29 protein-coding genes are annotated in these 25,936 nt (G+C 46.2%); 2 read left to right on the top strand and 27 right to left on the bottom strand.

The features are described from left to right. Positions 1 to 80 precede the first annotated feature (80 nt). From fin to ADU22_RS05420, 3 genes are all read right to left on the bottom strand, one after another. Positions 81 to 311: an anti-sigma-F factor Fin gene (gene fin, locus ADU22_RS05430; protein ID WP_053361263.1), complete on the bottom strand. Its 231-nt coding sequence runs from the start codon at positions 309 to 311 to the stop codon at positions 81 to 83. A 92-nt stretch (positions 312 to 403) separates the two neighbouring features. Further along, positions 404 to 964 (bottom strand): aminoacyl-tRNA hydrolase, encoded by a 561-nt coding sequence (gene pth, locus ADU22_RS05425; RefSeq protein ID WP_053361262.1) that lies wholly within the window; start codon positions 962 to 964, stop codon positions 404 to 406. A gap of 62 nt (positions 965 to 1,026) precedes the next feature. Continuing rightward, positions 1,027 to 1,662: a 50S ribosomal protein L25/general stress protein Ctc gene (locus ADU22_RS05420; RefSeq protein WP_053361261.1), complete on the bottom strand. Its 636-nt coding sequence runs from the start codon at positions 1,660 to 1,662 to the stop codon at positions 1,027 to 1,029. 509 nt (positions 1,663 to 2,171) lie between these two features. Here ADU22_RS05420 and ADU22_RS05410 point away from each other — a divergent pair. Further along, a complete protein-coding gene (locus ADU22_RS05410) occupies positions 2,172 to 3,383 on the top strand; it encodes an IS4 family transposase (RefSeq protein ID WP_082252790.1) in 1,212 nt (403 codons plus the stop codon). Positions 3,384 to 3,713: 330 nt separating this feature from the next. Here ADU22_RS05410 and ADU22_RS05405 read toward each other — a convergent pair whose 3' ends face one another. The 14 genes from ADU22_RS05405 to metG form a co-directional block, all read right to left on the bottom strand. Beyond that, positions 3,714 to 4,670: a ribose-phosphate diphosphokinase gene (locus ADU22_RS05405; protein ID WP_046525177.1), complete on the bottom strand. Its 957-nt coding sequence runs from the start codon at positions 4,668 to 4,670 to the stop codon at positions 3,714 to 3,716. A gap of 14 nt (positions 4,671 to 4,684) precedes the next feature. Then, entirely contained in the window at positions 4,685 to 6,058 is a 1,374-nt protein-coding gene (gene glmU, locus ADU22_RS05400) for a bifunctional UDP-N-acetylglucosamine diphosphorylase/glucosamine-1-phosphate N-acetyltransferase GlmU (protein WP_053361258.1), read from the bottom strand. Positions 6,059 to 6,272: 214 nt separating this feature from the next. Beyond that, positions 6,273 to 6,560 carry a septation regulator SpoVG gene (gene spoVG, locus ADU22_RS05395; protein ID WP_046525179.1) on the bottom strand — a complete coding sequence of 96 codons (288 nt, stop codon included), beginning with the start codon at positions 6,558 to 6,560 and terminating at the stop codon, positions 6,273 to 6,275. 248 nt (positions 6,561 to 6,808) lie between these two features. Further along, complete coding sequence (locus tag ADU22_RS05390) at positions 6,809 to 7,183, bottom strand: RidA family protein (RefSeq protein ID WP_053361257.1); 375 nt, start codon at positions 7,181 to 7,183, stop codon at positions 6,809 to 6,811. Next, entirely contained in the window at positions 7,180 to 8,004 is an 825-nt protein-coding gene (gene purR, locus ADU22_RS05385; protein WP_053361256.1) for a pur operon repressor, read from the bottom strand. The genes ADU22_RS05390 and purR overlap by 4 nt, the downstream gene beginning before the upstream one ends. Before the next feature lie 79 nt (positions 8,005 to 8,083). Next, positions 8,084 to 8,953, bottom strand: coding sequence for a 4-(cytidine 5'-diphospho)-2-C-methyl-D-erythritol kinase (ispE, locus tag ADU22_RS05380; protein WP_053361255.1), 870 nt, complete (start codon positions 8,951 to 8,953; stop codon positions 8,084 to 8,086). Between the two features lie 312 nt (positions 8,954 to 9,265). After that, a complete protein-coding gene (locus ADU22_RS05375; protein WP_082252789.1) occupies positions 9,266 to 9,445 on the bottom strand; it encodes a small, acid-soluble spore protein, alpha/beta type in 180 nt (59 codons plus the stop codon). Positions 9,446 to 9,630: 185 nt separating this feature from the next. Beyond that, positions 9,631 to 9,894, bottom strand: coding sequence for a biofilm formation stimulator Veg (veg, locus tag ADU22_RS05370; RefSeq protein WP_046525184.1), 264 nt, complete (start codon positions 9,892 to 9,894; stop codon positions 9,631 to 9,633). A 241-nt stretch (positions 9,895 to 10,135) separates the two neighbouring features. Next, positions 10,136 to 11,002, bottom strand: coding sequence for a sporulation peptidase YabG (gene yabG, locus ADU22_RS05365; RefSeq protein WP_197280111.1), 867 nt, complete (start codon positions 11,000 to 11,002; stop codon positions 10,136 to 10,138). A gap of 229 nt (positions 11,003 to 11,231) precedes the next feature. After that, the gene (rsmA, locus tag ADU22_RS05360; RefSeq protein WP_053361253.1) at positions 11,232 to 12,110 is read right to left on the bottom strand and encodes a 16S rRNA (adenine(1518)-N(6)/adenine(1519)-N(6))-dimethyltransferase RsmA; all 879 of its coding nucleotides are present in this window, start codon (positions 12,108 to 12,110) and stop codon (positions 11,232 to 11,234) included. Further along, entirely contained in the window at positions 12,103 to 12,663 is a 561-nt protein-coding gene (gene rnmV, locus ADU22_RS05355) for a ribonuclease M5 (RefSeq protein ID WP_053361252.1), read from the bottom strand. Before rnmV ends, rsmA begins: the two co-directional genes overlap by 8 nt. A 166-nt stretch (positions 12,664 to 12,829) precedes the next feature. After that, on the bottom strand, positions 12,830 to 14,050 hold the full coding sequence (locus ADU22_RS05350; RefSeq protein WP_053361251.1) for a resuscitation-promoting factor: 1,221 nt from the start codon (positions 14,048 to 14,050) through the stop codon (positions 12,830 to 12,832). A 240-nt stretch (positions 14,051 to 14,290) separates the two neighbouring features. Further along, the gene (locus ADU22_RS05345; protein WP_053361250.1) at positions 14,291 to 15,058 is read right to left on the bottom strand and encodes a TatD family hydrolase; all 768 of its coding nucleotides are present in this window, start codon (positions 15,056 to 15,058) and stop codon (positions 14,291 to 14,293) included. 245 nt (positions 15,059 to 15,303) lie between these two features. Continuing rightward, entirely contained in the window at positions 15,304 to 17,256 is a 1,953-nt protein-coding gene (gene metG / locus ADU22_RS05340) for a methionine--tRNA ligase (RefSeq protein ID WP_053361249.1), read from the bottom strand. Between the two features lie 371 nt (positions 17,257 to 17,627). On the opposite strand from metG, the gene abrB reads away from it, so the two are divergent. Then, a complete protein-coding gene (gene abrB, locus ADU22_RS05335) occupies positions 17,628 to 17,921 on the top strand; it encodes a transition state genes transcriptional regulator AbrB (RefSeq protein WP_197280110.1) in 294 nt (97 codons plus the stop codon). A 260-nt stretch (positions 17,922 to 18,181) separates the two neighbouring features. Here abrB and rsmI read toward each other — a convergent pair whose 3' ends face one another. The 10 genes from rsmI to ADU22_RS05285 all read right to left on the bottom strand — a co-directional run bounded on the left by rsmI (position 18,182) and on the right by ADU22_RS05285 (position 25,421). Then, complete coding sequence (gene rsmI / locus ADU22_RS05330) at positions 18,182 to 19,057, bottom strand: 16S rRNA (cytidine(1402)-2'-O)-methyltransferase (protein ID WP_053361247.1); 876 nt, start codon at positions 19,055 to 19,057, stop codon at positions 18,182 to 18,184. After that, the gene (locus ADU22_RS05325) at positions 19,035 to 19,322 is read right to left on the bottom strand and encodes a GIY-YIG nuclease family protein (RefSeq protein ID WP_053361246.1); all 288 of its coding nucleotides are present in this window, start codon (positions 19,320 to 19,322) and stop codon (positions 19,035 to 19,037) included. The genes rsmI and ADU22_RS05325 overlap by 23 nt, the downstream gene beginning before the upstream one ends. Beyond that, complete coding sequence (locus ADU22_RS05320) at positions 19,309 to 20,052, bottom strand: tRNA1(Val) (adenine(37)-N6)-methyltransferase (RefSeq protein ID WP_053361245.1); 744 nt, start codon at positions 20,050 to 20,052, stop codon at positions 19,309 to 19,311. Before ADU22_RS05320 ends, ADU22_RS05325 begins: the two co-directional genes overlap by 14 nt. A 54-nt stretch (positions 20,053 to 20,106) precedes the next feature. After that, positions 20,107 to 20,457, bottom strand: coding sequence for a DNA replication initiation control protein YabA (gene yabA / locus ADU22_RS05315; RefSeq protein WP_053361244.1), 351 nt, complete (start codon positions 20,455 to 20,457; stop codon positions 20,107 to 20,109). 13 nt (positions 20,458 to 20,470) lie between these two features. After that, entirely contained in the window at positions 20,471 to 21,301 is an 831-nt protein-coding gene (locus tag ADU22_RS05310) for a PSP1 domain-containing protein (RefSeq protein ID WP_053361243.1), read from the bottom strand. Next, positions 21,294 to 22,301, bottom strand: coding sequence for a DNA polymerase III subunit delta' (holB, locus tag ADU22_RS05305; protein ID WP_053364475.1), 1,008 nt, complete (start codon positions 22,299 to 22,301; stop codon positions 21,294 to 21,296). The genes ADU22_RS05310 and holB overlap by 8 nt, the downstream gene beginning before the upstream one ends. 40 nt (positions 22,302 to 22,341) lie before the next feature. Beyond that, positions 22,342 to 22,671, bottom strand: a complete 330-nt coding sequence (gene darA / locus ADU22_RS05300) for a cyclic di-AMP receptor DarA (protein ID WP_046525197.1) — start codon at positions 22,669 to 22,671, stop codon at positions 22,342 to 22,344. 134 nt (positions 22,672 to 22,805) lie between these two features. After that, a complete protein-coding gene (gene tmk / locus ADU22_RS05295) occupies positions 22,806 to 23,444 on the bottom strand; it encodes a dTMP kinase (protein ID WP_053361242.1) in 639 nt (212 codons plus the stop codon). 168 nt (positions 23,445 to 23,612) lie between these two features. After that, positions 23,613 to 25,046, bottom strand: a complete 1,434-nt coding sequence (locus ADU22_RS05290; protein WP_053361241.1) for an aminotransferase class I/II-fold pyridoxal phosphate-dependent enzyme — start codon at positions 25,044 to 25,046, stop codon at positions 23,613 to 23,615. 156 nt (positions 25,047 to 25,202) lie between these two features. Then, entirely contained in the window at positions 25,203 to 25,421 is a 219-nt protein-coding gene (locus ADU22_RS05285; RefSeq protein ID WP_053361240.1) for a sigma factor G inhibitor Gin, read from the bottom strand. Positions 25,422 to 25,936 lie beyond the last annotated feature (515 nt).

The following is a 25,936-nucleotide window of genomic DNA, read 5'->3' as shown; positions in this document are numbered from 1 at the left end:
CTCTCCCTTGATGATCCATGTATTCGCGTTTAGTAAAAAACAGAAAAATGCTTTGGAGCAGAGTGCCCAAAGCGCAGTTGTCAGTGAATCAGATAATCATTTTCATGATATCCGGGGTTGCGTTCCAAAGATTCCTGACAATCTTCACAGATCGATTTTATATGAATATCACCATTGTTTACATAAGAAATCATATCATGGCGTTCCTCTTCTGTCAGCTTATGGAAGCCCAAGTTCTCACTATGGACAGACATTTTGTCCAGAGAACCTATCTTTGTTCCACAATGCCGGCAATGATAGTGCAGTGCCATGCCAAGTCCCTCCCCGCTCATTCTTTCTCTATTATTCACAGCAAGGGAGGAACTTATTCATTTAAATATATTCAGCTGTGAACCAGATATGTTCACTGATTGTACGTATTCATGACCTGGAGGAAAGGCTTTTCCAGCCATGCCTCGCAGGCTTCGCACGCCTTTTTGACGGCATGCTCCATATCAGGCTGTTCTTCCTTAGAGAATTTCCCTAGGACATAGTCAGTAATGGCCATTCCGTTTTGCGGACGGCTTATGCCGACCCGAATCCTGTTAAACTCCTGGGATCCCGTATGGGCAATTGTCGACTTGATGCCGTTATGCCCGCCGGCACTTCCCTTCTGCCGCAGGCGGATTTTCCCGGTTGGCAAATCAAGGTCATCATAAACCACAACAAGGTCATCAAGTTCAATATCAAAATAATCCATGACGGCCCTTATTGACTCACCTGATAAATTCATATACGTCAAAGGCTTTAATAAAATGACCTTTTCACCTTTCACAACACCCGCACCATACAGGCCCTTAAACTTGGCCTGGCTCAATGGGATATCCAGCCTTGCGGACAATTCATCAATGACGTCAAATCCGATGTTATGTCGCGTTTTATCATACTGCTTTCCTGGATTCCCCAGTCCCACAATCAGTTTCATCTATATTCACCCATTTTCTATCAACGATAAAAGACGCAACCCTTGAGGTTACGTCTATTCTGCTAGCTTTCGCTGGCTTCTGTTTCTCTGCCTTCTTCATTTTCAGGGATCCCGGGTTCCTGTTCCTCACCCGTGCTGATCTCTTCTTCCTGCTTAGGCGGAAGGATGGAAACAAGCACAAGCGATTCATCTTCATTGATTTGATAGCTGGCTCCTGTCCGGATGTCAGCCACAGTAAGATTCTCGCCTACCTGGAGGTTCGTAATATCCACTTCAATGGCCTGCGGAATATTGCCTGGAGTCGCTGTTACCGGCAATTCATGGACTGGCTGCTGAACCACACCGCCATCCTTGGCCCCGGCAGCTTCGCCGACCAGCGTGATCCTGACATTGGCTGTGACTTCAGACGACATATCAACCGCCCGGAAATCGACATGAAGAATTTCCCTTTTAATGGAATCCTCCTGATAATCACCCAGCATGACATCCGTGCTGCTGCCGTTGACATCCAACGAGATGATTCCGTTTCTGCCAACTTCACGGATTGTTTTAATAAAATCCTTACTATCGACGAAAACTGGCTTGCTATCCGTATTTTTCCCATACACGACAGCTGGAATCTTCCCTTCGGCACGCAGTTTCCTTAAATTTGAATTCTGTGCCGCTCCGCGCTCATTCGCTTTTAATACCGCACTCATAGATAAGTCCCCTTCCAAGTGAAAGTTTTTTAAGGCTTCTCCTATAAAAAATGCCCTAAATTGGACTAATCTAAACGTAGAAAGAAAAGCGGAAGCGGAAGCACCTTCGGAACAATCTAAGAGCGGATTGTTCCTGCGATGCCTATTATTGGAAGCTTTCCTTAGTGCTCAGCCCCTACAAGCGATGGAGCTAGACAGTTATCTAAGTGAAGGAATTTTTTTCATTTACACTCTGTTATCGCTGAATGTTGATTTCACTCTTATTCAAAAAATAAAGGGAGAGATTCCGGCTAATTCGGGAAATACCCATATTTCCCTTAAAATAAGAGGAGTTTTTCCGGTTATAGGGATCAGAAACATCAATTTTACCTTCTTTTTCACTAGCTTTGCAAAGTTGTACCAAATACTGGTATATCATTGAATTAGGTTTTAAACAGAAAAAATCCTCCTATGTAGAATTGTAATCAACAGGTTACCAAACACCCCAATTCTACAAGAGGAGGATTCATATGAACTCTATGGAYTCTATACCCAATCCATCTGTAGTTCAAAAGTGTTTGGAACTGTTAAATCTTGAGAATTATCGTGACCCCTTTATGGACCATAAAGCACATAAACTTTTTTCTGGACATGTCATTACCATGACGGTGGAAGGAATGCTCATGAGACGTGAATCCTTATGGGATTTGAGCGAGAACCTCAAGTCCAAAAAGGTGTTCAAGGAACTGCTTGAACTGGAGAGTATTCATGGTTCTTCTATTAACAGGAAGCTTCAAAAGCTGCCAACCGGTCTCCTTCAGGAGACTGCAATTMGAATCTTCAAGCAGGTTGACCAGCATTATAAACGCCTGCCAGGCTTTGACATACTGGGCAAGTTGGCTGCAGTAGACTCTTCTCAGCTCTCGCTTCCTTCCAAGGCGGGTGAATKGGCTTATTCCACCAGGAAAAACAATGGAGTAAAGCTTCATCTCTGTTTGATTGTCGCTGATGAAAAAACCTATTATCCGGGGAAATCCATTTTTTCAACCATTGKGGTAGATGACAAGGAAGTTGCGCTTKAACTGGTGATTGATCAAGATGTCACCTACATCTATGATCGAKGGTACATCAGTTATGGCTTCTACTCGGAATTGGTTGAAAGKGGCCTTCAATTCGTTGCCAGGGTAAAGGGAAATTCAAAGCTTACAATCCTGAGTAAACGTGACAACACAGAGGATTCGAACATTGTTTTAGACGCTGARGTGCAGGTCAARAAGCCAAAAACGGACGAAATGSTTTCACTGCGTCTCGTAGAATTTCTTGATGAAGAAGCCAATAAATATAGGGTMGTCACGAACCGCCGGGACCTTACTGCGAGTGAAATCGCRGAGATTTATCGCCAACGATGGAAGATTGAACTCTTTTTCAAGTGGATCAAACAGCACCTCAAACTGGTGAGATTCTACAGTCACACCAAGGAGGCCGTATGGAACCAGTTGTGGCTGGCCATGATCGCTTATGGGCTCTGCGAATTAGTCAGAATTCAGACTGGTTCAAAAAAATCCACTTGGGAAATACTCAAATTTCTCCGCCAATATTGGTATGACACATGGGACAATTTTATGGGGGCCCTTCTAAGGGAGCCGAGTAGAAAGTCCAAAGGAAGACGAAAAAAAGGAAAACCCGGGCGGCCAAGAAAATATCCCAAGAAGCTGAAGACCGTTCAAATTGTCCAAAGGTAATCGGATAATCAGGTGCTAACTTGCTTGGTAACTATGTTGATTTAGTCAGGAGTCCTTTTTTTTGTTTTAAAAGCTAACTAGCTAAGTAACTACATGTAAAAATTAACCTTGAATGGCGGTGTTTTCCACCTTATTGCAAAGCTAGTGCTTCTTTTTAGAAGATAAGGGAAATTTCTCCCCTTATTTCTGCTTCTTAAGGTGCCTCTGCGTACAATAACCGGAAATTCTCCCCTTAATAATTCTCATGCCTCTATGGGAATCAACAATGAATAATAACAGAGCCTTCTTTTAAAAGGAAAGGCCTGCCTCTGGAGCAAGCCTTTTACCAAATCAATCAAATAAAGTGCTGACAGATTGTTCTTCATGGACACGAATGATTGCTTCCCCAATTAACGGAGCTACAGACAGCTCGACAATCTTGTCGATGCGCTTTTCTTCGCCGAGTTGAATCGTATTCGTAACGACCAATTCCTTAATCTTGGAATTTTCAATCCGCTCGATTGCAGGTCCTGAAAGGACAGGGTGTGTACAGCAAGCCAGCACTTCGAGAGCGCCATTCTCCACAAGCGCATTGGCCGCAAGCGTGATGGTGCCGGCTGTGTCAATGATGTCATCAATCAGGATAGCTACTTTCCCTTCGATGTTTCCGACAATGTTCATGACTTCGGCCACATTTGGACGAGGACGCCGCTTGTCAATAATGGCAATTGGAGCTTTCAGTCTCTCCGCCATTTTTCTTGCTCTTGTCACTCCGCCGTGGTCAGGGGAGACAATGACAATGTCGCCGTCAAAGTGACGGTTTTTAAAGTGCTCCGCCAAAATCGGTACACCCACCAACTGATCCGTTGGAATATCGAAAAACCCTTGGATTTGCGGTGCATGCAAATCAAGCGTAATGACGCGTGTCGCCCCCGCGGTTTCAAGCAGGTTGGCCACAAGCTTGGCTGTAATCGGCTCGCGTGCCCTAGCCTTTCGATCCTGACGGGCATAACCGTAGTAAGGGATCACAAGGTTAATCGTCTTGGCCGATGCCCGCTTCAGGGCGTCAATCATGATTAGCAGCTCCATGATATGTTCGTTTACGGGACCGCTCGTGGACTGGATGACAAATACATCACAGCCGCGGATGCTTTCCTCAATGTTAATCTGGATTTCGCCATCACTAAATCGGGATACAGAGCATTTCCCTAGCTCAACACCAATCACTTTGGCGATTTCCTCTGCCAGAGCCTTATTGGAATTGAGGGTAAACACCTTTAAATTCGGGTCTAAATATTGATTCGTCATCATGAACCTCCAAGTTATTTCTTTCGATTCAATTTCTGGGCATACTCTTCTTTATTCACCTGGCGGGCACGGGCGATAGCCAGGCCTTCCCCGGGTACATCTTCCGTAATCGTTGAACCTGCTGCTACATAGGCTCCCTTGCCAATTGTCACAGGTGCAACCAAATTGGAATTGCAGCCAATGAACACATTATCTTCAATTTTGGTCAGGTGCTTATTTTGTCCATCATAGTTTACCGTAATCGACCCGCAGCCAATGTTGACGTCCGTTCCTACTTCAGCATCCCCAATATAGCTCAAATGCGAAGCTTTGCTGCCTTTTCCAAACACCGCTTTCTTGATTTCGACAAAGTTGCCGATTTTCACTTCATCATGAATATCCGATTGCGGCCTGATATGGGCAAATGGGCCAATGTTGACACCTGATCCAATTTTGCTGTCGAATGCCGCGGATTGGCGGATAACAGTATTATTGCCAATTTCGCAATTGCTGATTTCACTGTTCGGCCCAATGAAGCAGTCCGGCCCGATAGAAGTGCTGCCTTCAAGAGTAGTCCCTGGATAAATAACGGTATCCGATCCAATGATGACATCTGAACCAATATACGTATTGGAAGGGTCAATAAGGGAAACACCATTCCGCATATGCATTTCATTGATTCTTTTTCTCATGATCCGCTCTGCCTCTGCAAGAGCGACCCTGTCATTAACTCCCATTGTTTCCTCAAAGCTTTCTGTGACATAAGCAGAAACCCTGTCACCCTGCTTCTTCAGAATTTCAACGACGTCCGGCAGGTAGTACTCCCCTTGCACATTGTCATTTGAAACATTCTCCAGTGCGGCAAACAAAGCTTTATTATCAAAACAATATGTACCTGTATTGATTTCAGTAATTTTCCGCTCTGCTTCCGTTGCATCCTTATGTTCAACAATTTTTTCAACATCGCCATCATCACCGCGGACGATGCGGCCGTATCCGGTTGGATCGTCCGCAAGCGCTGTAAGTATGGTTGCTTTTGCGCCTGTTTCCTCATGATGGCGGAACAGCGCCTCCATCGTCTCTCCTTTGACAAGCGGCGTATCTCCGCAGACGACCAGCGTCACTCCATCATTGTCCGCAAGTATATCCTTGGCCTGCTGTACGGCATGGGCTGTCCCAAGCTGGGCTTCCTGCAGGGCATACTGGCTGGTGTCGCCAAGCTGCGCTTTCACCTTTTCCGCCCCATGGCCCACAATTGTTACAATATCGTTTATATCAAGACTTTTAACCTGGTCAATTACATGTTGAACCATAGGCTTCCCGCAGACAGGGTGCAGAACTTTGTAAAGTTTTGATTTCATTCTCGTTCCCTGGCCGGCAGCCAGTATTACGGCGTAGCGGTTTGACATCCAACAGGCCTCCAATTCACCTTTTTATCCATTACGAATATATCCTAAAATCCGATTCTTTTCAACATGCGGGTCCAGTGGACAAATATTGGAATTTCTCCCGGAGGAAACGAAATGTGTGCAAGGAGGTTTATAAGGGGAGGAAAGGGGGTAACAAAAAAGAGCCTTACTTGTGAGTAGGCCCCCTGATGAATAAACGTAATTTTATTATGCTTTATGCTCCAGCTTCTTCGAACTCGACTTCCAGTTCACCGAGGCGATGGTATTCCGCCAGTACCGCGTCCTGAATCTTGCCGCGCGTGCCAGAATTAATTGGATGGGCGATATCGCGAAACTCTCCATCCGGAGTGCGTTTGCTAGGCATCGCAACAAACAGGCCATTATTTCCGTCGATAACACGGATATCGTGTACGACAAATTCGTTATCAAGCGTGATTGATGCAATTGCCCTCATCCGTCCATCTGTGTTTACCCGCCGCAATCTAACGTCAGTTACTTCCATTCTGTTCACCACCTTCGCAAAAGATGAATTTCTAAGTTTACATATTCAACAGACATTTCCATTTTCCTTCTTTACCGTAAAAATATTTTCAATAAAAAGAGAAATTTAAAAGCTTGAAATGAAAACGACTGCTTTTTAGGTAAAAAGCCTTATTGACTTTAATGATTATATACATATTCCAGGGAATTAAACCCTCAATTTCATGGTTGGTGTCTGCCGGGTAAAAAATGGCCAAAAAAAAGCACCCGTTATTTAACGAGCGCAATGACTTCAATCTCAACTAGTGCATCTTTTGGAAGCCGGGCTACTTCTACAGTAGAACGGGCTGGCTTATGGGTCCCGAAATATTCGCCGTATACTTCATTAATCGTGGCGAATTCATCCATGTTTTTAATAAATACAGTTGCTTTTACGACCGTATCAAGGGATGCCCCTGCCTCTTCAAGCACAGCCATCAGGTTCTTAAATACCTGGTGCGTCTGGGCAGCCACATCACCTTCTGTCATTTTGCCTTCTGCGGTAAGCGGAATCTGCCCTGAGCTGAAAAACATGTTGTTGACAACAATTCCTTGCGAGTATGGGCCAATGGCCGCTGGGGCCTTGGAAGTCTGAACAGTTTTCATTTGCTGATCCTCCTGTATTTTCCCTCGCTGACGGTAATCTTTTTCCCGATTACATCGACATTTGACAACCGGACAAGCGAGATATAATCATCAACTAGCCTTTCTTCCGTTTCTTCCGATTCGACAAGCACAGAAATCCCCGCCACTTGTGCGTTGAATTCCTGCAGCAGGTCAATCATCCCTTTGACAGTGCCGCCAGCCTTCATGAAATCGTCCACGATCAGGACGCGGGAACCTTCGGAAAGGCTTCGCTTGGACAGCACCATCGTCTGGATCCGCTTGGATGAGCCTGAGACGTAGTTAATGCTGACGGTGGACCCTTCCGTTACTTTCGGGTCCCTTCTGACTATAATAACGGGCACATTGAGAAAGCCTGCAACCGCATAGGCAATGGGAATCCCTTTTGTTGCCACCGTCATGACCGCGTCAATTTCCGCTTTGGCATAGGCTGAAGCGATAACACGCCCCACTCTCCTGAGCAGTCCCGGATTTCCAAGGATGTCATTCATGTAAAGATAACCTCCCGGCAGCAGCCGGTCGGGGCTTGCCATAATGCTGCACAGGTCATCGATCAGGCTGGAAGTTTCCTTTTCATCAACATTGACGTAGAACTTCACTCCCCCTGCAGCGCCAGGGACAGTCTGGAGCACGCCGATTCCCCGCTTCTCAAAGGTATCCTTGATGATTCCCAAATCCTCGCTGATGGACGACTTGGCCGAACCATACTTCTCGGCGAAATAGGTAAGAGGAACCAGTTCGCGGGGATGATCCAGCAGATAGTTCGTCATATCTATCAATCGTTCACTCCGTCTAAATTTCATTCCTGAACCCCCAAATTAAAATCCGAATATTTACTAACTAATATACCATTAATATACGGATTCATTCAAGGCTTCTTCATTAATCAAGGGTATGACGTTCTCCAAGCATCCGAACGGCGAATACCTGGTCGCAAAACCCTCTTAACCCATTATAAATCCGATGCATCCGTGAATCGTGCTCGACAAGGCTGAAAACGGTCGGTCCGCTTCCGCTCATCAAAACAGCATCTGCCCCGAACCGCTTCATCTGGTCCTTGATCTGGGCTACCTCCGGATAGAGGTCGAGCGTCACGTCTTCGAGAACATTGCCTACGTTCTGGCAGACACCCCTGAAATCGTGATCCCTGATGCATTGAATCATGCCCTGCGTATCAGGATGGCGGATACCGCCAATGTTCAATCGCCGGTAGACCTCCGCAGTCGACACACCAATAAAAGGCTTGGCAAGGACCACCCAGCAGGTTGGCGGAGGAGGCAGCTCCTGAATCATCTCGCCTCTCCCTGTCGCCAATGCCGTACCGCCATATACGCAAAACGAGACATCCGAACCTATTTCCGCACCGAGGGCTGCCAGCTCGTCGAGCGAGAGACCCAAATCCCACAGTTTATTCAAACCGCGAAGGGCTGCAGCGGCGTCACTGCTCCCGCCTGCAAGACCAGCTGCAACCGGGATCATTTTTTCAATCATGATGGAGACGCCCTTCTTGACATTAAAGCGTTCTTTCAGCAAAAGAGCAGCCTGATAGGCCAGATTCCGCTGGTCATCAGGAACAAAGCGGTTATGGGAAGTAATTTTGATGATATCCTCTTCCAGCAGACTCAGTTCGACACGGTCTGCCAAGTCAATCGTTGTCATCACCATTTCCACTTCATGATAACCATCCGGCCGCTTATGCAATACATCCAGCGACAGATTGATCTTAGCCGGCGCTTTTATTAAAAGCTTCAATCCTTCCACCTACTTTTAAACATAACAACGATGTCCATTTTTTTGTCCTATTTTACCACAAAAAGCCTAAGAAAAATATAAGCGCCTGCCAAGCCTCCTGCCTCCTGGCATTTTCCTGTCCATACACCTCTTTGTTTTCTGTTCTTTTCCTACTTTCTTCCCAAAAACAGGCTGCTCTACACTTGCCGGGAGGATAAATGGAATGAAAGACAAAAAGGCCGAAGCGAAACGCCTCGGCCTGCCACAGTGACATATGAATTTAGTATTCGTGAAGACATATCGGCAAGCGCAAAACAACCTGCTCCCGAAAAGTTACCGGTTCTGGTTCATAAGCTGCTGTTCGGCAAGTTCAATGGCGCGTTTGACCATGTTTCCTGCATCCCTGGCCCTTATGCCGCCCCAGCCTTCCTTTTGGACTACATCATAAAAGCCCAGTTCCTTTGCCAGCTCTTCTTTAAACCCTTCAGACATAACTCCTCTTCTTCTGCCCACGAGAACCCGCTCCTTTCGTCACCGTGGCTTTATTAGTATACATTGGCAAGCCGATTTTCATTAGAACCTTAATTATCCTGTTGTGGCCTGTTGATCTCCGTTCCAGGCCTTCGATTTCCGCGGGCGGCCTGGGCAAAATAAAAAGCAGCAAACGCGATGTCCACTGCCTGTCTTGCTTTAAGCCATTAGCTTAAAGCCATATTTCCTGTAGTATCTTCGTAGAAAGTAATTTGTACCGTTTCCGTCAAAACATCTGCATAACTGTATGAAACGCGTTCGAAAGCATTCTCCTCCTGATCCAGTTCAATCACGAACACGGAAGGGTAGGTTTCAGCTAAAACTCCTGAGCGTTCAATCGTTTTTCTGCGTCCGCCATTAGCCTTAAGTAAAAGTCTTTTCCCTAAATTTGAATCAAGAGCTTTTTTGATATCCGATAATGTTTTTGGCATTCGGTCCACCTCACTATGTCAAGTATAACATGCTGACACATTTACGTCAAATAAAAACATAAATTATAACAGTCCTTAAAAATAAATGTCAATATATTTTCTTCTTCATTTTCTTCTATTTTTCAACATGGTTAGCATTTCCGGCAATCGCAAATTTTATGTATGCGATTTTCGTACAGTGTTCCTGCCCCGTTTAACACCATTGCATACACCAAAAAAGCCGCTGTCCGCGGCTTTATGGCTATTCTTCTTTTTCCGGCTTATTGTAAGGCATCCCGGTCCTCAGCACTCCCCTCGTCTCAATCCCTCCAAGGCCTTTTTCTCCGGTCAGTGTGTTCCTGAGCACATCCCAGACATTGATCCTTTCGACAAATGGGGTGAAGCTTATTTTAGCCACAATGTAAACCGGGTCGAGAGCATGGATATTCACCCGGGAAGGAGAGCTGGCAAAATTAGCTCCGGCCTGGATCAGCGACTCAAAATGAGATTGGCATGCACCCGCAAAGATGACAAGCTGGTCAAGGTGGGGAATTTTTTTTCGTGCTTCCTTTACGGTTTGGACGAAATGCCTTGAATGCCGGTAAGCATTCAGGTCCCCTATTTTACCCTTTGACTTGGAATAGGCGTCATGCCCAGTTATCACAAGGATATCAGGCCTGTAATAGTCAATGAGGCTGCCTATTTTCAGCGGCATCTCCTTTTCATTGCAATGAACACCATATACAGGCACGCCCACTCTCTCATAAAGCAACAAGCACTTTTTCAAATAATTGGGATCCCCATCGAGGTGGAGCACCTTGCCCGGCATTTGAAAATAATTCAGGGCTTTGCTGTATCCGTCTGTTACTTCGTACTCCTGCTTCTGCTTCAGCAATTCCACGTCCTGGCGGAACAGGATGTAAGACTGCTCCTCCCGCGAACGGCCCTCCTCGGCCATCCGCCTCCGTACATTCGCTTCCATTTTTATCAAGTCTTCATAAGGAGCATCGGCAGCCAGGCGATATTCCTCCCCATATAAGATGGCGATCCTCCTGCCGTTTTCCACTCTTATATCAATGACGCGGAATAGAATGTCACAATTATAGGAAATCCTTCCCACTACATCCATTGTTTTTATGGTCACACTCGTCACTCCAAGTAGGCTCCTGCCTGAGAGTATTGTTTCTTTGTCAGGCTATGCAAACCGCCTTGGCAATGTGAAAGGACAAGCCACCATAGCTGCTTCCTGGGGAAATGAATGAGGCCCCATTCGGACTCGAACCTCGATCTCTCTCCCAAAGCTGTCCGAATGCAGGGGCCTTCCGGCACACGCAAAAAAAGCCCTGGTTTCCCGGGGCTTACTTAAATAATTCATACAAGGCGTCACTGAGGGCGCCGAATTCTTCGATGGACAAGGTTTCTCCTCTTCTTGTCCCCTCAATGCCTGCCTGCTTCAACGCGGCCTGGATGCCTTCCTTTTTTTCTTTTCCGCCAGGAAGCTGGCTGGTCAAATTATTAAGGATGGTTTTGCGCCTTTGGGCAAAGCTGGACCTGGTGACTTGGAAAAAGAATGTTTCATCCTTTACTGCAACAGCCGGCTTTTCCCGCAATGTCAGCCTGATGACGGCGGAATCCACATTCGGCTGGGGAATAAACACCGTTTTCGGCACGATCATCACGGTCTCCGCCATCGTGTAATACTGCACCGCAATCGACAGCGAGCCATATTCCTTCGTGCCTGGCTTTGCTGAAATGCGGTCGGCCACTTCCTTCTGAAGCATTCCGACAATGCCCCGGATGGGCAGCTTTTCTTCCAGCAGCTTCATGATTATCGGCGTGGTGACATAATAAGGAAGATTGGCCACCACCATTATATCCTCAAATCCAGCCAGTATTTCGTCAATGCGGGACTGTACGTCCGCTTTCAGAATATCCTGATGGACAATGGTGACATTGTCATAAGGGGAAAGCGTATCTTCCAGAATTGGCAGCAGCCGCTGGTCGATTTCGAATGCCATGACCTTTTTGCTTCGCTTTGCCAATTGCTCTGTAAGGGCGCCAATGCCTGGGCCGATTTCAATCACTGCCGAAGATTCCGTCAGTTCTGCATGATCGACAATCCTGCGTAGTATATTGGTATCAATCAGAAAGTTCTGACCTAGGCTCTTTTTAAAAGAAAACCCATATTTTTCTAAAATTTCCCTCGTTCTCGCCGGGGTAGCGATGTCTTTATGCATGTTGTTCCTCCTGTCTAATAGCCTCCATGGCGGCAGCAAATTCTCCGGAGCTGACCTGAAACATCATCAGGCGCTTATGCAGCTGCTTCCCGTTCGTATAGCCAATCTTTAACAGCTTGCCCAATTTTTCGCGCCTTTCCCTTGCGCCCGGGCCTGCAATCAGTCCTGCATCTATTAAATCCTCACGGGTAATTTCCTCCGGGGCATTGTCATCCATTAACTGGGCGTCCTTCAAAGCCTCCCTGATCACTTCAGGAGCTGCATGCTCGACGCCAATTCCGCGCCCTGATTTCGGAAGCGCTTTTTCCTTTGGAATAAAGGCATGGCGGCAACCAGGGATATGTTCAGCAATGGTTTTCCGGATTTTTTCACCAGGATAGTCCGGATCCGTGAACACGATGACTCCTCTCGTCTGCTGCGCCTTCTGGATCATTGCGATTGTATCCATGCTGATGGCAGATCCGTTTGTTTCAATCGTATCGGCATTGACTGCCCTCCGGACAGCTGTTGTGTCATCCTTGCCCTCCACAACAATCAACTCTTTGATTTTCATTCAATACTACATCCTTCGTAAAAAAAATAATAAAAGACTGAAACATATTTGAAATATTAACCGTCTATATATATAACAAAACCATTTTCTTATTATAACTCAAAATGGGTACAGAAAATAAAAAATGCAGAGGAAAGCCCCCTGCATTGAATGAATGAAGAATGAATCAGTTTAGGATTTTAACTTTGACACGTTTATTGCCCCAGCGATAGGCTTGGGATTTGTTCGGGAAGAAGACATCGATCTTGTTGCCTTTGATGGCGCCTCCTTTATCGGCGGCAACCGCATAGCCATACCCTTCGACATACACCTTCGTCCCCAATGGGATGACACTTGGATCGACCGCGATCACCTTTGCGTTCGGATTGGCCTTCAGATTCATTCCTGTCGCCGTTACCCCCGAGCATCCATTACAGCTTGCCGTATAAGCCGTCGAGCTTACATAAAACTCTTTGCCTGAGCCCTGGCTAGCTCCCTGGCCTGCTGCCTGGCTGGACGGTGCCGCAGCTCCCCTTGAGACCTGGACGGCAACTTCCCTCGTGCCCATGGCAACGACTTTATCCTTCTTGTCCCTCACCTTGGTTTCACTGACAAGGTTCCTGGAAACTTCCTTGCCGTCTTCCAGTGTGACTTCGTACTTTTTGGAAAGAACACCTTCCTGTCCCTCCGTCACAACTTTTTGTTTCCCTTTGTCCAGACTGCGGTCCTTTTTGGTGACGACTGCAAACTTGATTGGTTCTTCCACTACATCGGTGACTTTTTCAACTCGAATGACCTTGATTAAGGCATTGCTGGTGACTGTTTCTGTCAGTGCAGGTTCAACTCGGTCCAATTCATTGAGTGTGATTCCTTGCTGCGATAAAAAGTCAGCGACCGTAGTCGAAGTCGACCATCCTTCTTGCTCTTTCCCGCCAACTGTTACCTTTAGGGGAAATGCCCTCTGGATATCGATCTTCATATCCTTTTTAAGCTCTGTTTCCGGGTTTGGGGTTAACTTGTCGTGTTCTTTCACTTCAATATTTTGTTCTTCAAGAAATTCCTTTACCGTGTCCGAAGCGGACCAATACGTTTTCTCTTCCTGATTTTCCACTAGGTGCACCTGTTTTGCCGGCTTCCACACAATTTCAAGCTGATCCTCTACTTTTGTGTTTGCGGCTAATGACAAATAGTCTTTCTCGCCAAGAGAAATGTCCAGTTCTCTAAATATATCCTGAATGGTTTCTGCATGTGTTTTAACGATTTTTTCTTGGCCGTCCAGTGTTAGTGCGACTGTCTTCTTGGTGCCTTCATACAGAAAGTAGCCAAGGACAGAGACAAACACTAGCAAACTAGCTGAAAGGATCGCCAGCTTTTTCTTACTCAAAGACTTGGAAAACAGGTTTTTCATAAGTTTGGTGTCTATGAAAAACGCCTCCTTTTCTCTCGAGTGATTATATAGAGTATGCTGTCGACGTGTCAACCCAAACACCTTTCCCCCAAACACAGTCTCTATTATGCGAGATGATTTCCTGAAAGGGAAGGAAGAGTTATCGACAAGGTTATCCTATGTGCATCCCCAAACATGTAGAACTCTTTGTTTTAAGAAAACAATTGGACAAACTCTCTCACGAATCGACAGCATTTCCTATCACTTTATGCCGAATATTTTTTTTGCATTCTTCGTTGTAGCCTCAGCCAATTCCTCATAGCTCATGCCTCTCAATTCGGCAATTTGCTGTGCCACCAATTTGACGTAGGCAGGCTCATTCCTTTTTCCGCGGAATGGGTGCGGCGTCAAATACGGGGCATCCGTCTCAATCAGCAAACGGTCAAGCGGAACCGCTTCAGCCACTTCCTTTGGCTTTTTGGCATTTTTAAAGGTCACCGGGCCGCCAAGGGAAATATAAAAATTCATGTCGATGCATTCCAACGCAATCTCCACACTGCCGCTATAGCAATGCATGATGCCGCCGACTTCCCTGGCATCCTCTTCTTTAAGGATTTGGACAATATCAGCGGTTGCTTCCCGGTTATGTATGATGATGGGCAGATTGACTTCCTTTGCCAGCCTGATCTGTTTTCTGAAAACCTCTTTTTGGACATCCTTGGGAGACTTATCCCAGTGATAATCCAATCCCATTTCGCCAAGGGCAACAACTTTCGGGTGGGATGAAAGCTCCCTAAGCCACTCCAAATCCCCAGGCGTCATATCAATGGCATCAACCGGATGCCAGCCAACACTGGCAAACAGAAAATCGTATGATTCACAAAGCTGCAATGCCTTGTCAATGGTCGGTCGGTCAAATCCGACAACCACCATTTGTGAGACTCCTTCACCCTGCGCCCTATCAATGACCTCCTGCAAATCCTCGCTGTATTGCTCCGCATTTAAATGTACGTGTGTATCGAAAAGCATGCTGTAAACTCCTTTTGCCTAATATAACATTCTAACTTACCGGCCTTTTTATGTCCCTATTTTCCTTCAACTTATCGTTTCCATGTATGGAAAGATAGGGATATGCTTGAAATTTTTATAAAAATTTGACAGTATCATAACGATTTTCCAAGTGTATCGTCAACCTAAAAGCCTTTATAGTAAATAAAAAAACATAGAAATGTTACACATGAAACATTTCTATGTTCTGAAAAATTTATGCTTTTTTACTTTACCCTGGCTCCAAGCGGCAAGGACTCAGCCACTGTTGCCAATGATAATTTCCCGTCCTGCGACCCGGCCAGGATCATTCCTTCCGACAGCTCTCCGCGCAGTTTCACAGGCTTCAGATTCGTTACACAAATCACTTTGCGGCCAACCAGTTCTTCGGGCTTATAATGCTGGGCAATCCCCGATACAACCTGCCGTTTTTCATATCCAAGATCGAGCTGGAGCTTGAGAAGCTTATCCGCTTTCGGAACTGGCTCGCAATGAATCACCTCTGCAACGCGCAATTCCACTTTCATGAAGTCATCAATCAGGATTTCAGGCATTGATTCCGGCTTCTCCGGTTTTTCCGGCTCCGCGGGAGCGCTGCCCTGCATCTTTTCCTTGATGTATGCCACTTCTTCTTCCACTTCGAGGCGAGGGAAAATTGGTTCGCCTTTTTGCACCTTCGTACCTGCCGGAATGCCGCCAAATGTCTCAAGGCTTTCCCAGCCAGTCAGCTTTTCTCCGGTCACATTCAGCTGTTCGAAAATCTTTGCCGGTGTCCTTGTCAGGAATGGCTGAAGCAGGATGGCAGTCTCGCGCAAGGCTTCCGCAAGATGGGCCATCACACGGCCAAGCTCTGCTTTTTTGTCCTCATCCTTGGCAAGCACCCATGGCTGGGTTTCATCGATATATTTGTTTGTACGGCTTACCAGCTGCCAAACAGCGGTCAATGCCACTGAAAACTCCATTTTTTCCATTGCTTCTTCATATTTCCTGATTGTCTCCCGGCTTGTGTTGAGCAGCTGCTGGTCAAACTCGCCTTCAGACCCGGTATAGGCTGGGACTTCCCCATCAAAATAGCGGTTGATCATCGCGACCGTGCGGTTCAGCAAGTTGCCTAGGTCGTTTGCCAGATCAAAATTCACTCTTTCAACGAAGCCTTCCGGGGTGAACACGCCGTCTGCGCCAAATGGAACTTCCCTGAGGAGGTAATAGCGCAAGGCATCAAGGCCGTAACGGTCAATGAGCGTCACTGGATCGACCACATTGCCTTTTGATTTGGACATCTTCCCATCCTTCATCAAAAGCCAGCCATGGGCGAACACCTTTTTAGGCAGCGGCAAATCCAATGCCATCAGCATGATTGGCCAGTAAATCGTATGGAAACGGACAATTTCCTTTCCGACAAGGTGGACATCGGCCGGCCAGTATTTTAAATACTTCGAGTCATCTTCCGTCCCATATCCAAGTGCTGTAATATAATTCGACAGGGCATCCACCCATACATAAATAACATGCTTCGGATCTCCCGGCACTTTTATTCCCCAGTCAAAGGTCGTTCTCGAGACAGCCAGGTCCTCAAGGCCCGGCTTAATGAAGTTATTGATCATTTCATTTTTGCGTGATTCAGGCTGGATGAACTGGGGATTTTCTTCATAGTACTTCAGGAGTCTGTCTGCATATTTTCCCATCCTGAAGAAATAAGATTCTTCTTTCACTTTTTCCACTGGACGGCCGCAATCAGGACAGTTGCCATTTTCAAGCTGGCGGTCTGTATAGAAGGACTCGCACGGTGTACAGTACCAGCCTTCATATTGGTCAAGATAGATGTCCCCCTGCTCGACAAGGCGGGCAAAGATTTTCTCCACCACCTGCTTATGGCGGTCCTCGGTTGTCCGGATAAAGTCATCATATGAGATATCAAGCTTTTTCCAGAGGTCCTGGATGCCGGACACAATCTCATCGACATACTGCTGCGGAGTAACCCCTTTTTCTTCGGCTTTCCGCTGGATTTTCTGGCCATGCTCATCTGTTCCAGTCAGGAACATGACGTCGTAGCCGCGCATTCTTTTATAACGGGCCATCGCATCCCCGGCCACAGTGGTATAAGCATGTCCAATATGCAAATTCCCGCTCGGATAATAAATCGGGGTAGTAAGGTAAAATGTTTTTAACTTTTCCTCCATCAAAACTGCCTCCTTAGAGCTCCAATGATTCTAATTACTTATTATACAATTCTTCCCTTTACTTTTCCATGCTGTCGAAAGTCCTGTAGGATTTTGTCGAATGCAAAAGGAATAAAATTACATAATGTTTTAGCACTCATAATATTTTTTTTAAGAATACCCCCATAAATTCGAGCTTCTTTTCGAAGCTTTTTTATTGAAGAACGGTAAAATCCCTATATAGCAATGTTTTTGAGGCTTCAAAAAAATACCATCCATTAACCAAATAAAGTAATTGACGGTTATGGGAATGGCTGGTATTATTAGATTTATAAAAATGACATGTCGAAAAATGACGAATAAAATAAGATTACATACACTGGAGAGGGGAAATCACGATGAAATCTACTGGTATCGTACGTAAAGTTGATGAGCTTGGCCGCGTGGTCATTCCAATTGAATTGAGAAGGACATTKGGCATTGCCGAAAAGGATGCACTTGAAATCTATGTGGATGACGACCGCATCATCCTTAAGAAATACAAGCCAAACATGACTTGCCACATCACTGGCGAAGTTTCCGACAACAATATCACTCTTGCTGGAGGAAAACTGATCCTTAGCCGTGAAGGAGCAGAACAGCTTCTCAGCGAAATCCAAAATTCCTTCGAACCTGTCAAAGCATAATAAAACCATTAAAGCTTCTCCTTAAAAGGAGAAGCTATTTTTTTATTCTATAATAAAGTGTAAATTCCTAAACTTAGATAACTGTCCAGCTCCAGCGCCTAGCCAGTTTTCATCCTTGAGTTTACTTCTCGAGTATCTTGCGAGAAGCGGAGCTTTGAGCAGCTCGAGGTCATAAGCCACTCCAGAATCGAAGGCAAAAAACGCCTTCTATTCTGGAGCGTCTTATGCTTGTGGGGCTGGGCGAGGCGCTTCCGCTTTTCTTATTCGACATGATAGGCTTGGTAAACGTCCCGTTTATTCAAGCCCCGCTCTTTGGCGGTCTGCTTGATGGCTTCTTTTGAAGACATCCCTTTTTCCATGTTCTGTTCGACATGGCCTTCAATCGAGAGCTCTGCCCACCAGGCTGTTTCCTGCCCGGCTTCTGAGTGCTCCGCCCCCTCGACAATCAGGCAGAACTCTCCTCTTGCTTCACCGCTTTCTGCCCACACTGCTGCTTCCTGTACGGTTCCCCTGATAAATTCCTCAAATTTCTTGGTGAGTTCCCGGCAAAGCACAATCTGCCGTTCACCGCCTAAACTCTCGCTCATCAGCTGAAGTGTTTCGCGGAGCCGGTGCGGTGCTTCATAAAATACCATTGTTCCGGATTGCCTTGCCAGGACTTCCAGCTCCTTGCGCTTTTCCTTCTTGCTGCGGCTGAGAAAGCCGTAGAAGTAAAAAGGCTGGGGGTTGATTCCGGATGCGATCAATGCTGTCAGGGCCGCATTGGCGCCCGGCAGCGGAACAACCGTAAGGCCTTCGGCTATCGCCTGGTCCACAAGCTCATAGCCTGGATCGGAGATGGTTGGCATGCCCGCATCACTGACGAGCGCTACCTTGGCTCCATCCTTTATTTTCCCAAGGAGCTTTTTGCCGCTTTGCTCCTTATTATGCTCATGGTAGCTCATGACAGGCGTTTCTATTTCAAAATAGTTGCACAGCTTCCTGGTGTTCCTTGTATCCTCGGCGGCAATCAAATCCGCTTCTTTTAAAATCCTCAAGGCCCTGAAGCTCATATCTTCAAGATTGCCGATTGGCGTTGGCACAAGGTATAATATCCCCTTTTCCTGTTCATGTTCAAAGCTTTTCTGATGCTGCATTTTTCTCCTCCAGCTCCATCGCTAAAAATTGGTCTTTCCTGGCTCGCGGCAGCTGTTTAAAGGCATACTCAGCCTTAAGCGCCTCGCTCTTTGTTTCATACTGTTTGGCATAAATGAGCTCAACCGGGCCCCGTCCTTTTGTATATTTTGCCCCTTTTCCTTCATTATGCTGCCTGAGCCGCCGTTCGAGGTCATTGGTATATCCCGCATAAAGGCTGCCATCCCGGCAGGAAAGCACATAGAAATAATGCTCATTCTTTTCCATATAAAATCTCTCTCAGCTCGGGAGTGTACTCATCATTCTCATTATAGACAATCAGCGGGTTTTCAATCTTCAGGTCCGGGCTTCCATGCTTGATGGCCTCTACCAGTATGGTGTTGGCTTCCTTTCCGGCTTTCGGATAGACAAACTGGATCCGTTTTGGCTCAAGCTTGTATTTTCGCATCAGCTCGATGATATCAATCATCCGTCCGGGGCGGTGGACAAACGCCACTTTCCCGCGTGCACGGACAAGCTCGCTGGAAGCCTTGATAGCATCCTCCAGCGTACAAAGGATTTCATGGCGGGCGATTGCCAGATGTTCATTTTCATTGATTTCCCTGGTTGCCGGGGTCTTAAAATAGGGCGGGTTGCAGGTAACCACATCAAATTTTCCATAGCCAAGCTGTTTAGGCATTTCCTTGATGTCCCCATGCACCATCTTCAGCCTGCCGCCGAGCTGGTTGTATTCAATGCTCCTTACTGCCATATCATAAAGGCGTTCCTGAATCTCCACGCCTGTGATCCCGCCCTTTGTACGGGCACTGAGAAACAGCGGGATCACCCCATTGCCGCTGCAAAGGTCAATCAGGCTTCCCTTTTGGATCGGCACATATACGAACCTCGCCAGCAGCACGGCATCAAGGGAAAAAGCGAACACAGAGGGGCTCTGGATGATCCGCAAATCCTCTGCCAGCAGGTAGTCCAATCTTTCATCATCTCTTAATTCAACCATTAATCAGGCTCCTTTGCTGCAAAAAAGCCTTCCCCCGATAGGGAAGGCTGCCAATTATTTTTTATTGAGAAAAGACAGGCAGAATATGCAATCCCCTTCTTTTCTTGGGCTGCCAAAGTTCAAATTGCAGATATGGAAACCTTCCTGGTACAGCCGGGCCAGATTGTCATAGCCCTCGCCAATGTCGACAGGGTTGCTTCCAGGTTTGCCTTTCTTTTCCCTTTGGTCTTTCTTCTTTGTAGTTTGATCCAGACGGCGTCTTAAATTGTCATTTTCCAGCTTCAAAGAGTTATTCTCTTCCAGTATTTCCGCAACATGCTGCTTTAACTCGCCAAGCTGCCGATAAAGAGTGCCGATTTGTTCTTCCATATTGCTTACTGAGTCAAAGATCTCTTTTTTATCCACCTTTTCCACCTCATTAATCTGTGGATGATTGTATCGAAACGGCGCCTTCCTTCAGCACTTCTTCCAGCGTATATTCAAGCACCCGCTCCTGGCCGGCGAACTCAACCTGCATGACGCGTTCCAGAATGTTCAAGCCGACTACTTTGCCGCGTCCATTTGGAGTCTCAATGATTTCCCCAAGGTCAGGAAGGGCTTCCTTCGCCGCCTCGTATTCATCATTTTCGTACTTCAGGCAGCACATTAAACGTCCGCACAATCCCGATATTTTCGTAGGGTTGAGCGAGAGATTCTGGTCCTTGGCCATTTTAATGGATACAGGATCGAAATCGCCCAAAAAAGTCGAGCAGCAAAGCATCCTGCCACAAGGACCGATGCCCCCCAGCATTTTCGCTTCATCACGGACGCCAATTTGGCGCAGTTCAATCCTTGTCCTAAAAATGGAGGCCAAATCCTTGACCAGTTCGCGGAAATCGACTCTTCCATCCGCTGTAAAATAAAAGATGACCTTATTCCGGTCAAAAGTATATTCCACATCAACCAGCTTCATGTCCAGCTGATGTTCACTCACTTTCTGCCCGCAAACATCATAGGCTTCCTTCGCAGCTGCCTTGTTCTCGTCTACAATGAGACGGTCCTTTTGATCTGCGATCCTGACAACCTTTTTCAAGGGCAGAACCACGTCGTTTTCGCCTACCTTCTTGACCGGTGTGACGACTCTCCCGAATTCGACCCCTCTGACAGTTTCGACGATGACAAAGTCATCCTTCTGAATTGCGAGATCTCCGGGATCAAAATAATATATCTTTCCCGCTTTTTTAAAGCGGACACCTACTACATCATACAAGTGAAGATCCCTCCTGCAATTTTAACACCAGCTCTTCCATTAACAGCTGGGCATTCATATTGGCATGCAGTTTCCTTTTCGCCTCCAGGACTGCTGCCATTTGTTCGGTCAGACGCCGTCCGGATGTCTGCAGCGCATATTGCTCCAAGCGGGAACTTTCGCTCAAAAAGATGATCTGTTCTTTCTTCCCTAGCTGGATATATAATAAATCCTTAAAAACAAGAAGTAATAAATCCAATCCGCGATCGATTTGCTCTTTATCCTTAAAGTGTGTATGCCAATTCTCCTGAAGGGATACCATCGCTTCAAGAGGATGCTTTTTTAACACTTCATACAATTTTACCACTATCTTTTGTGCTTGTGCAAACCAATCATTTTGGCTGAACTCCAGTGCCTCATCAAAATTATTCGTCAATTGGGCCAGCATTGGCGCGGTTTGCGGGTTTACCCCATGTTCTATCAGCTGTCTTTCCATATTTTTAGGAGATAATGGTGTAAAACCAATTATTTGGCATCTCGATAGAATGGTAGGCAAAATTTGCTGTACCTGTTCCGTAATAAGGATGGCAACTGTACCAGGATGCGGCTCTTCCAGGAATTTAAGCAAGCTATTGGCCGCGTTGGTGGTCATGCGGTCTGCATGCACAATCAAATAAAGTTTTTTACGCGATTCAACGCCAGTCTTTGAAAACTCTTCCTGCAGGGCCTGGATTTGTGCTTTTTTTATGGATAAGCCATCAGCCTCGACAACGTGAATATCAGGATGATTGCCATGGTTGATTCGCTTGCAGTTTGTACATGCCTCACAGGGCTTGAATCCGCTGACAAGCTGCTGGCAAAACAGGCTTTTAGCCAGCAAAATCCCAACATCCTTTTTCCCTGTTCCCCTCATTCCTTCGTAAAGATAGGCATGGGCTACTCTTTCCTTCAGCATGCTGTTTTTCAGCATCCTCAAGACAGTTGGCTGCAATTCTTCAAGCTGCTCCCAATTTTTTGTCACTCCGCCATCACTCTCTACCTTCAAATTATGGTTTTACCTTTTAAAACTGGTGAAATTGTTCTACTGGCATCACGAACACTGTAGCTCCGCCTACCTCCACCTCTACCGGGTATGGGACATAAGAATCGGCATTGCCGCCCATCGGCGATACAGGAGCGACAAGCTGGTCACGCGATTTGCAATTATCCTTAATAACCTGCAAGGCTTTTTCCACACGGATATCTTCGGTTCCAATAATAAACGTGGTATTCCCCGACTTAAGGAAGCCGCCTGTGCTGGCAAGCTTTGTCGCACGAAAATTATGGTCAACGAGCGCCTTGGAAAGCCGGTTGCTGTCCTGATCCTGAACTACCGCAAAAATTAACTTCATCTAATTCCCTCCAAATAGAATGTTCCGGTTGACGTTTATCCTTATTATAGCAGTAATTTACCCATCACACAGCGGCAAATTCGCGCATTCCAGTTTCATCCATACAATGTACAATAAAAAACCTTAAAAGCACTTTAAGGTTTCTTTACAAGTAATTCTTTAATTCTATTTTCAGCCTCTTTAAATACCTCGTCTATAGGCTTGGAGGCATCAATCTTCATGATGCGTTCCGGAAATCTTTCCACAAGCAGCAAATATCCCTCGCGCACTTTCTGGTGAAACTCGATTTTCTCCAAATCAAGCCGGTTCACTTCCCGGCCATTATGCCGGCTAATTCGCTCAAGTCCAATGCCTGGTTCAAGGTCGAAGTAAAAAGTCAGCTCCGGCATCATCGCTTCAATCGCAAATTGATTGATAGTGAATACCTCATCCACTCCAAGTCCTCTGGCATATCCTTGATAGGCGAGGGAGCTGTCAATAAACCTGTCGCAAAGAATGACCTTTCCTTCATCTAGGGCAGGCTTTATTTTTTCAATCAAATGCTGCCTCCTTGCAGCGGCATATAACAATGCCTCGGTTCTGGGATCCATCGCGGTATTTGCCCTGTTGAGGATGACTTCGCGAATTTGTTCAGCGATGTCGATTCCTCCGGGCTCCCTTGTGGCCATTACCGGTATCCCCTCGTTGCCAAGCCTTTCAGCAAGCAAAGAGATAATTGTGGTCTTTCCGGCGCCCTCCGGCCCTTCCACGGAGATAAACAATCCTTGATTCATGTTGTACAGCCTCCAAATGCTATTGTAAGGTGAAACTTCATTCAGTAGGGGTTTTCCTCATCCCCTACTGAATGTTAGTTGAACCAATCGGGCATTTACTGGCAGTTGATCCCCCACTTTTCCTTTTTAGTTCTCTCTAAAGTCTTGAAGTGGGGGTCCTACTGCCAGTTAATGCGGGATAAAAATTTTAATCTGTCTATGTTCAATCCGTTCCCCGCCCTGGATTTTTGCTGATTGAGCAAGCAGGTCATGGAGTTCTTCCAATGCAGCTTCGGTAATGACCTCACCTGGCATCAGCAGCGGTATTCCGGGCGGATAGGGGATCAGTGTCTCTGCACAAATACTGCCTGCCGACTGGGCCAGAGGTACAAATGTCTCGTTCCTATTTTCCATTTCCCTGTATCCCACAGCAAGTGTCCCAATAACAGGGGTATTATTTTGCTTTACTGGCAAAGTGGCTGGCATTATTGTCCCGACCTGTGTGGCGGCTGCGGTAAGTTTTTCTATTGCCTCCTTATAAGGGCCTGGCATTCCCGCTTTTAAAAGAGGCAATACGAGCAGCACATTATATGGATCGGCCATCTCGGCATAGATGCCCTGCTCTTCAAGCACTTTTTGCAGCTGGAATCCCGAGCAACCAGGGGAACGGACAATCATCTTCAACGGGTCGCTGTCTCCTGAAGGCAGTACCTCCAGTCTGTCAATTTTCCCGGCATCCTCCCGAAAAGCGGTGATGCCATCCATCAAAAATTGAATATCTTCCCTCCCAAAGGTTCCTAGATAGCTCCTGGACGCATCCAGCGAAGCCATAATAGGATACGAAGGGGAACTGGACTGAATCATTTGCAGGTAGCCTGCCAGCTTTGACAGCGGAATATACGTGCTGTTGTAATGCAGATAGGCTCCCATCGTCATCGCCGGCAGCGTTTTATGTGCAGACTGGACGACCACATCCGCACCCAGAGAGAGAGCGGATGGCGGAAATGGCTCCCCAGCTATGAAATGGACTCCATGTGCTTCATCGACCAGAACCGGAATATGGTGTTCATGCGCCAAATCAATGATATCCTTCAGATTATAAACCATTCCATAATAATTGGGATAGGTAAGAAGCAATGCTTTTGCCTCAGGGTATGACTGGATCGCTTCCCTGACTGTCTTCAGGCTGACTCCGCCTGCAGCCAGCGAATCAGAATCCCACTCCGGGCTTAAAAAGACAGGTTTGGCCCGAGCGAGCCTAATCCCGTTCATCACGGATTTATGGGAGTTTCGCTGTACGAGGACAACATCATCTTCATTCAACGCCGCCATGATCATCGCGATGTTTCCGGAAGTTGAGCCGCCGACGAGGAAGAAACTCTTCCTAGCTTGATACAGGCCGGCAAGAAGCTTTTCGGCTTCCAGGATGACACCTTCAGGGGAATGCAAGTCATCGAGGCCTGTAAGCTCGGTCGCATCCAGCCTCAGCAAGGACCGGAAATGCTCCACCATCTTTTCGGGAAGCACTTCGCCATACTTATGGCCGGGAACATGAAAGGAAATCGGCTTTTTGCTCCTATGTAAAAGCAGTTGGTCCAGCAAAGGTGAATAGCGCTGGTCCATATGTTCACCACCTATTTCAATAAACAAGTTTATACTTCAGTCTATTTTACCAGAACAGTAAGCAAATGCCACGGAATCACGGAATAGCCATATATTTTTTTATTTGGAATGGGGTTCGGCTTTTTGAACACAAAAAAATAAAGCCCTTTGAGAGCTTTAAGAATAGATTTCTGGTTTATTCACTTTTCTAAGTTTATCAACATAATATTTATATTTTGGATCGCTAGTCTCCGTCTGAATCATGGTTTGTTCACAGTCTGTGCAAATAAACGAAGTGTATAGATGTATTCCTGCCTGCCTGACTTGTTCGCAAATGACACAAGATTCTCCAACTTGCTCCTTGGCAATAACTCTTTCCACAATCTCCACCTCCATACACCTATTCTGCCCCGCCGCCCCCAGTTGTATACAATTTTTCGAATAATCATTTCCTAAGATTACTTGATTAATATTGTATGTCGAGCGAAATCCTTGCGTGTATGTCTATGGTAAATTCAACTTGTATTAATTATTTTGAGGTGCGAGTGGTGCAGGGGAACGGTTCTCGTGCCTCATTTACAGAATTCTACATGGAAAGTGGGTTTTTCTTCACGAACCGGCAGCTTTTCTACACAGTTTGCTATTATATCTACATCGTTTTGGAGGATATCGACATAGTTCGGCCCGATATCTACATTTCCTGATTTTTTTATTTAAAAACAAGGCTCTGTTATTATCCATTGTTGATTCCCAAAGAGGCATGAGAATTATTAAGGGGATAATTTCCGGCTATTGTACGCAGAGGCACCATAAGAAACAGAAATAGGGGGAGAAATTCCCCTTATCTTCTCAAAAGAGGGCAAAATTCATGATTCTGATCCCTATAACCGGAAAAACTCCTTTTATTTTAA

The organism is Bacillus sp. FJAT-27251 (assembly GCF_001273925.1).
GTDB lineage: Bacteria > Bacillota > Bacilli > Bacillales > Cytobacillaceae > Mesobacillus_B.
The sequence above is the reverse complement of the archived record's forward strand: the minus strand, read 5'-3'. Positions and strand labels throughout refer to the sequence as shown.